The organism is Rhodothermaceae bacterium (assembly GCA_009838195.1).
Lineage (GTDB): Bacteria > Bacteroidota > Rhodothermia > Rhodothermales > Bin80 > Bin80.
On the sequence record VXSC01000035.1, the window covers coordinates 1 to 5,648 of the forward strand.

Consider the following 5,648-nt stretch of genomic DNA (forward strand, 5'->3'; position numbering starts at 1 on the left):
ACTCAGAATCAAGCCCCAAGGTGTAGCGCATCACCGAATCAAGGAAATTATTTGACATGAAAATGGTAATTTTGGTTCAATCAAAATTAATCATTCCATACAAATCGTGGTAGAACCATTGGTTCTTGGGCTTAATTGCGCCAATTTGGAACCTCCTATTTCCGAAATCAGTTTTCATAAAAAGATGTACAGGGCACTTTGTGTGGCGGTTTTCGACAGAACAGAGCCCTGTTTTCCTGTTCGACTCCGACTCGCAAGATGTCTTGAAACTGTGCGTAACTCATTTCACCAAGAGGGTGAAATGAGTCAAATGGATTCCCAAGCCTCCTATGAGCATGAAAATTGGGGATTCATATGGTCAAGAACTGCACTAGAAGGCATTCTGGGGGAGGAAATGCGCGCGATAAAAAGGGTACATTTTGACACAAATTGATTGATTGAAAAACGTAGCTTTGGTGAATATTCTGGGCTGATGTGGATATATCGGAGAACTCCGGCGGTTGGCTTTGTCCTGGCGGTGATTAATCATGTGAGCAGTTTTGTGCTGTCCGGGACCAGTGAGTGGCTGATTGATGAGGTCATCCACAGACATTTAGGTTGATCTCCAAAACGATCCAGAGTACATCTGCAACGGTCACACTGGGGACGGTCATGGAAATCGATGGCCAGCAGGTTGGCGTGCAGAAAGCGCACATATTATGAAATGCGCGCGAGCGGACTGGAACCATTCAATCTATAACTTCGTCAAACGGGGCCGTGGCGGAAGACCGAAATTTTCTGGACAGCTTGGCAACCCGTGCCTTCTTTCTGCTGCGAAAATTGAGCAAGGACAGGAAGGAGGACAAGTTGGAACCGGAAGAAATTCACGAATTCATTGAAATCATCAAAGGGTTCTACCGCGAATATTGTGGATAGAGGTCTAATCCTCCATGAAAAAAGAGGATCGCGCTTCGGAAGTTTTTGAATGTTCGGTATCCTCTTCCCACGGTTTTAACTTCCTGGATCTTGCCGTTGATTCGTTCGGCTCGGGCATTGGACTGCTCGTGGCAGAGCGCATTACAGACCCCGTCTCGGTGTCGTTCAAACATCTCGGCGATCTGGAGGACCTCCTGGACCGCCTCTTCGTTCACGCGTTCAAGCCAGAGCTTGAAATACGTTTTTGCATCGGCGAATGATCGGCATCGAAAGATGGCCTTGAATTCCTCTCTGAGTCTCCAGGCAATGCTGACCTGCAGGTTCAATTTCTGGATGGCCTGAAAAATATCTTCCTGACTGGCCGTGCGATTCGCCTCGTTCTTCAGGAGCGCATACCGGCTATGTTTGAGTTCATCGTGCTGCTTGACTTCGCGTCGGCGCACCTGATCGATCGCTTGGTTGAGATACTGGATCAAATGAAAACGATCATGGATCAGCGTGGCACTCGGGAACAGCTCTGTGACACACGAAATGTAGGCCTTCCACATATCGGTCGTAATGGTCTGGATCTCGTCCTTTAGATCCCCCAAAAGCCCTTGTAACAGGGCTCTTACGCTGATTTTGTCGCGTCCCTGTCCCACATCAAGGACCACACCCCGTTCGGAATCACTCACTACCGTGGCATACTTAGGATGAATCGCCTTCTCGTCCACACTCACGTGCGAAATGTCGTGCAGATTGCGCCGACGTTCTCCACGTGCCACACTACGGTGCAGAATCCGATTCACCACATCAAACTTGCACCGAAGCAACTGCGCGGTCTTCGTTTGATTCTTTGTCGCTTGCAACAATCGAATCGTCCACGATTCAAAGGCTTCCGTGAAGCGTTGCGAAGCACTCGACCACGGAACCTCGATCGTGTTTACCCCGGCGCAAGACTTCACCCGAGGGACGCGGCAGTGCACAAAACATTGAAACTGAAACCAATCCAGATGACGCCATGAACGCGCCTTCCGGTGGTCATACAACGTGCCCGTCTCCCCGGTCTTCGGGCAGATCAACCGACGACCTGCATGGGATATGTAGATGTCTATCCGTTGAGCTTCTGCATCCAATCGCATCCGATCAATCGTCCAGTCGCTCCCTAAGTGTAAGCTGTGACGTACCGCAAATTCTGGAACTGCTTCCATTGAAATGTCTAGATCTGGTGAGCCCCAAAACTAATCATTCCACAATAATTGCGGTAGTACCCATCAAAGAGATGCCAGCTACAAATTTCGATTCCAAACTGGATGTACTCAACAATACCCTAGAAGTGCAGATGAAAGCACTCAAGGATGTGATGGCAGTACAGTTGAAAGTTCAGGACAAAAAGTACAATCTTCTGATTGGATTGGTGAGTATAGGAATCACGATTGGACTTGCGGTTGGAGGTTGGTTGTTGGCAACTGGTTCGGGTTGATCTATCTCGCCAATTCCCGGGCACACAACCCCTTAGGAATATTATTTGCCGTTGTTGTTTTTGCCACGATTGGAGTACAGTCTGTAGTGAAGAGTATTATCGTGGTTGGCCTTGAGGTCTTTATTGTGCGGTTGGGACGATCGTTCCGTATAGCGATTGCGTATTTGGGCTTGGGGTATTGTTTCAGTTAGGTGCGACCGCTCTTTCGATTTCGTCACAGGTAAACATGGATGGACCTACCTTCGCAATGGTGCTTGCGACGGCCCGGGGAGCGGCAGATCGAGTATTCTCTGGAGTAGCAATGGGGTTTCTAGGGTATGCAGTGGGAATGCTGGTTCGGGAGATGCTGGGCTACCGAGATACAACGTTCATGCCGGAAAACGGTAATAGACCTCATCCGTGGGTATCAGAGAACAGAAAGGGCGGATCAATCGACATGATAACAGGGAGAATACCATCACTCAGGCGAGATAGTCGTGACTGAAAAGAGCCGCAAAATTACCTGGTCGGCCTGGAATCAGGCACGGAAACTGATGTGGAGGTATCGGAGAACTCTGGCGGTCGGCCTTGTGCTTATGGTCATCAATCGTGTGAGCAGTTTTGTGCTGCCCGGTACCAGCAAGTGGCTGATTGATGAGGTTATTGGCAACGATCAAATGGAGTTGTTGACGCCACTCGCCCTGATGGCCGTTGGTGCAACCATCGTACAGGCAGGAACATCGTATTTGTTATCCAATGTGATCGGTATTGCCGCCCAAAAAGCCATCATGGAAATGCGTCAGCGGATCCATGATCACGTGATCCATCTACCCGCCCGTTTTTTTGAGAGACATAAAAGCGGTGAGTTGATATCACGTGTGATGAGCGATCCCGAGGGAGTCCGCAATTTGATGGGGACAGGAATCGTGATGTTGGTTGGAGGGGTGTTGACCGCAATTCTGGCACTCATCATTCTGTTTATACTCTATTGGCAGTTAACCCTGATCATTTGTGTAATTCTGGCTACATTCGGTGGCTTCATGGCCTATGCATTCAGAGCGTTACGACCCATTTTCAGGAAGCGCCAAAAAATCCGATCAGAGATCACGGGGGCACTTGGGGAAACGCTTGGCGGAATCTGGTTGGTCAAGGCGTATGGGGCTGAAGGCCGGGAACAAGGTAAATTCAATGACGGAGTTATCCAGCTATTTAGGTTGATCTCCAAAACGATCCGAGGTACATCTGCAACGGTCACGCTGGGGACGGTCATCGTTGGAATCATTGGTGCATTGATGATTGTCCTAGGGGGCAGAGCGATCGCGGAGAACGCACTGACTCTGGGGGATTTTGTGATGTACCTTTTTGTGGTCGGGGTGATGGTCGCTCCCATCATACAGATGGCAATGGTTGGTACACAGATTTCAGAGGCATTCGCAGGGCTTGATCGCATCAGAGACCTGATGACGGAGATTCGAGAGGATGAAGATGAGGATCACAGGAACACATTGAAACGGGTGCGGGGGGAGGTAACTCTGGAAGATGTACACTTTCGCTATGACGAGACGGTCCCGGTTATCCAGGGAGTTTCTCTTCACGCTGCAAAAGGAACCACGACAGCATTGATTGGGCCAAGCGGTTCAGGCAAGAGTACGTTGATCAGTATGGTGATGGGGTTCAATCAGCCCCAACAGGGGCGGGTCCTGATCGATGGTCAGGATTTGTCTACCCTAAAACTGAGTGATTACCGCAGATACCTGGGGGTGGTGATGCAGGAGAATTTCCTGTTTGATGGTACGATTGCAGAAAACATCAGCTATGCCAAGCCGGCAGCCTCTCGCCACGAAATCGAATATGCGAGCCGAATCGCAAATGCGCATGAATTTATTCAGAGCTTTCCGGACTCCTATGATACCGTAGTTGGTGAGCGGGGGATAAAGCTCAGTGGTGGACAGAGGCAGAGGATATCCATCGCACGCGCAATTCTGGCAAACTCCAAAATCCTTGTCTTGGATGAAGCGACCTCCAACCTTGATACGGAAAGCGAGGCATTGATTCAGGAAGGATTCAAGAATCTTCGCGAGGGACGGACCACATTTGTCATTGCTCACCGGTTATCCACCATCCGGAGCGCAGATCAGATCTTGGTTCTTGAAGCAGGCAGGATCGTCGAACGGGGCAATCATACTACACTCTATCGCATGGGTGGTCGTTATCGGGAGCTGTACGATCAGCAGCACAGCTATGAAAAAGACCTGTACGTTAATCCCGGCGAAGATTCTCTCCAATAATAACCGCCACTATAGGTCATAAGCGATAGCGGATAGTCGCCATCGTCGAAAACAGGTTTAGTTTACTGAAGGTCGTTGTGTTGGTTAGGTTTTCTACTCTGTGCGTAGTGTACTCTCCTTGACTGTTAAAGTCCTGAAGCAAGGTGTAGCTGAAACGAACCCCTGCAAGAATTTTTTCAGTGAGGATATACTCGAACCCGGCATGCCCGGAAGCCAAAAGCACAACATCCGCCAGATCCTCGTCCTGCAGGGAATCGTAACTTGACAGATCCCCGATGCACGGCTGGTTCGTACATGAGTATCGTTCCTCGTAGTACAAATCGGTCACGACTGCACGCGCAACCCCGGTTCCCATGCCTAGGTACGGGCGGAACGTGCGATCCCGTGGGAGCAGATCCAGAAAGGTATTGATGCGAAGAGAGGCGACACGTAATCTGCCAATGGTTGCGATGGTCGTCACCTGAACCCCCGAATTAGGATCAAACTGAGGGGCAGGCGATCCGTCCAAGTGCGCAATCCGGCTGAAAATCTGTTGCAGATTTCGGGCCGAATATCGAATATTCAGGTCGATGCGCAGCGATCCCTGCTCCCTTCCCGCGCCGACGCGAAAGGCAAAGCCCGGGTCCGTCGGGATTTGATAGTTCCACCGATATCCAGAGAATTGATTTGGATTGTTGTTGTTGCATCCATCTAGATCGGGGCAGCAGATAAAACCTGGATAACAGAATGAGTCAAGGTTAAATCCCTCCTGTGCCAGGTCTCCGCTGAAAGCGGGGCCCGCACCCAGTTCGACATACCAGCCACCAACCTGTCCATAGGCAGTCGAAAGGTTCGCTGCCAGAAAAAACAACAGAACAGAGGCCAATAACTTCATCGTCGAATGGGGTTTATGTTAGAGCACGGATGTATTTTATGCGGCACCGGAAAACACGTTAAGTCATGCCCCTTTCCTGGTATAGTAGGACGGCCGTCAGATAAGGCTACGGGGCGCTATGTATTTCGTA

At 50.0% G+C, this 5,648-nt stretch carries 5 protein-coding genes; 3 read left to right on the forward strand and 2 right to left on the reverse strand.

Going from position 1 to position 5,648, the window contains the following annotated elements; all coding sequences use genetic code 11:
• Positions 1 to 893: 893 nt before the first annotated feature.
• On the reverse strand, positions 894 to 2,105 hold the full coding sequence (locus F4Y64_07790; protein ID MXX97499.1) for an ISL3 family transposase: 1,212 nt from the start codon (positions 2,103 to 2,105) through the stop codon (positions 894 to 896).
• A 71-nt stretch (positions 2,106 to 2,176) separates the two neighbouring features.
• Here F4Y64_07790 and F4Y64_07795 point away from each other — a divergent pair, with 71 nt between their 5' ends.
• The 3 genes from F4Y64_07795 to F4Y64_07805 all read left to right on the forward strand — a co-directional run bounded on the left by F4Y64_07795 (position 2,177) and on the right by F4Y64_07805 (position 4,644).
• On the forward strand, positions 2,177 to 2,377 hold the full coding sequence (locus F4Y64_07795) for a hypothetical protein (protein ID MXX97500.1): 201 nt from the start codon (positions 2,177 to 2,179) through the stop codon (positions 2,375 to 2,377).
• Between the two features lie 139 nt (positions 2,378 to 2,516).
• Entirely contained in the window at positions 2,517 to 2,861 is a 345-nt protein-coding gene (locus F4Y64_07800) for a DUF819 family protein (protein MXX97501.1), read from the forward strand.
• 49 nt (positions 2,862 to 2,910) lie between these two features.
• The gene (locus F4Y64_07805) at positions 2,911 to 4,644 is read left to right on the forward strand and encodes an ABC transporter ATP-binding protein (GenBank protein ID MXX97502.1); all 1,734 of its coding nucleotides are present in this window, start codon (positions 2,911 to 2,913) and stop codon (positions 4,642 to 4,644) included.
• A 16-nt stretch (positions 4,645 to 4,660) separates the two neighbouring features.
• Here the strand turns inward: F4Y64_07805 and F4Y64_07810 are convergent, their stop codons facing one another.
• Entirely contained in the window at positions 4,661 to 5,518 is an 858-nt protein-coding gene (locus F4Y64_07810; GenBank protein ID MXX97503.1) for a hypothetical protein, read from the reverse strand.
• Between the last annotated feature and the right edge of the window lie 130 nt (positions 5,519 to 5,648).

What these genes read in the sequence shown, in the direction of transcription:
- F4Y64_07790 (MXX97499.1), bottom strand. Translation starts at nt 2,105, where the DNA reads ATGGAAGCAGTTCCAGAATTTGCGGTACGTCACAGCTTACACTTAGGG.
- F4Y64_07795 (MXX97500.1), top strand. Translation starts at nt 2,177, where the DNA reads ATGCCAGCTACAAATTTCGATTCCAAACTGGATGTACTCAACAATACC.
- F4Y64_07805 (MXX97502.1), top strand. Translation starts at nt 2,911, where the DNA reads ATGTGGAGGTATCGGAGAACTCTGGCGGTCGGCCTTGTGCTTATGGTC.
- F4Y64_07810 (MXX97503.1), bottom strand. Translation starts at nt 5,518, where the DNA reads ATGAAGTTATTGGCCTCTGTTCTGTTGTTTTTTCTGGCAGCGAACCTT.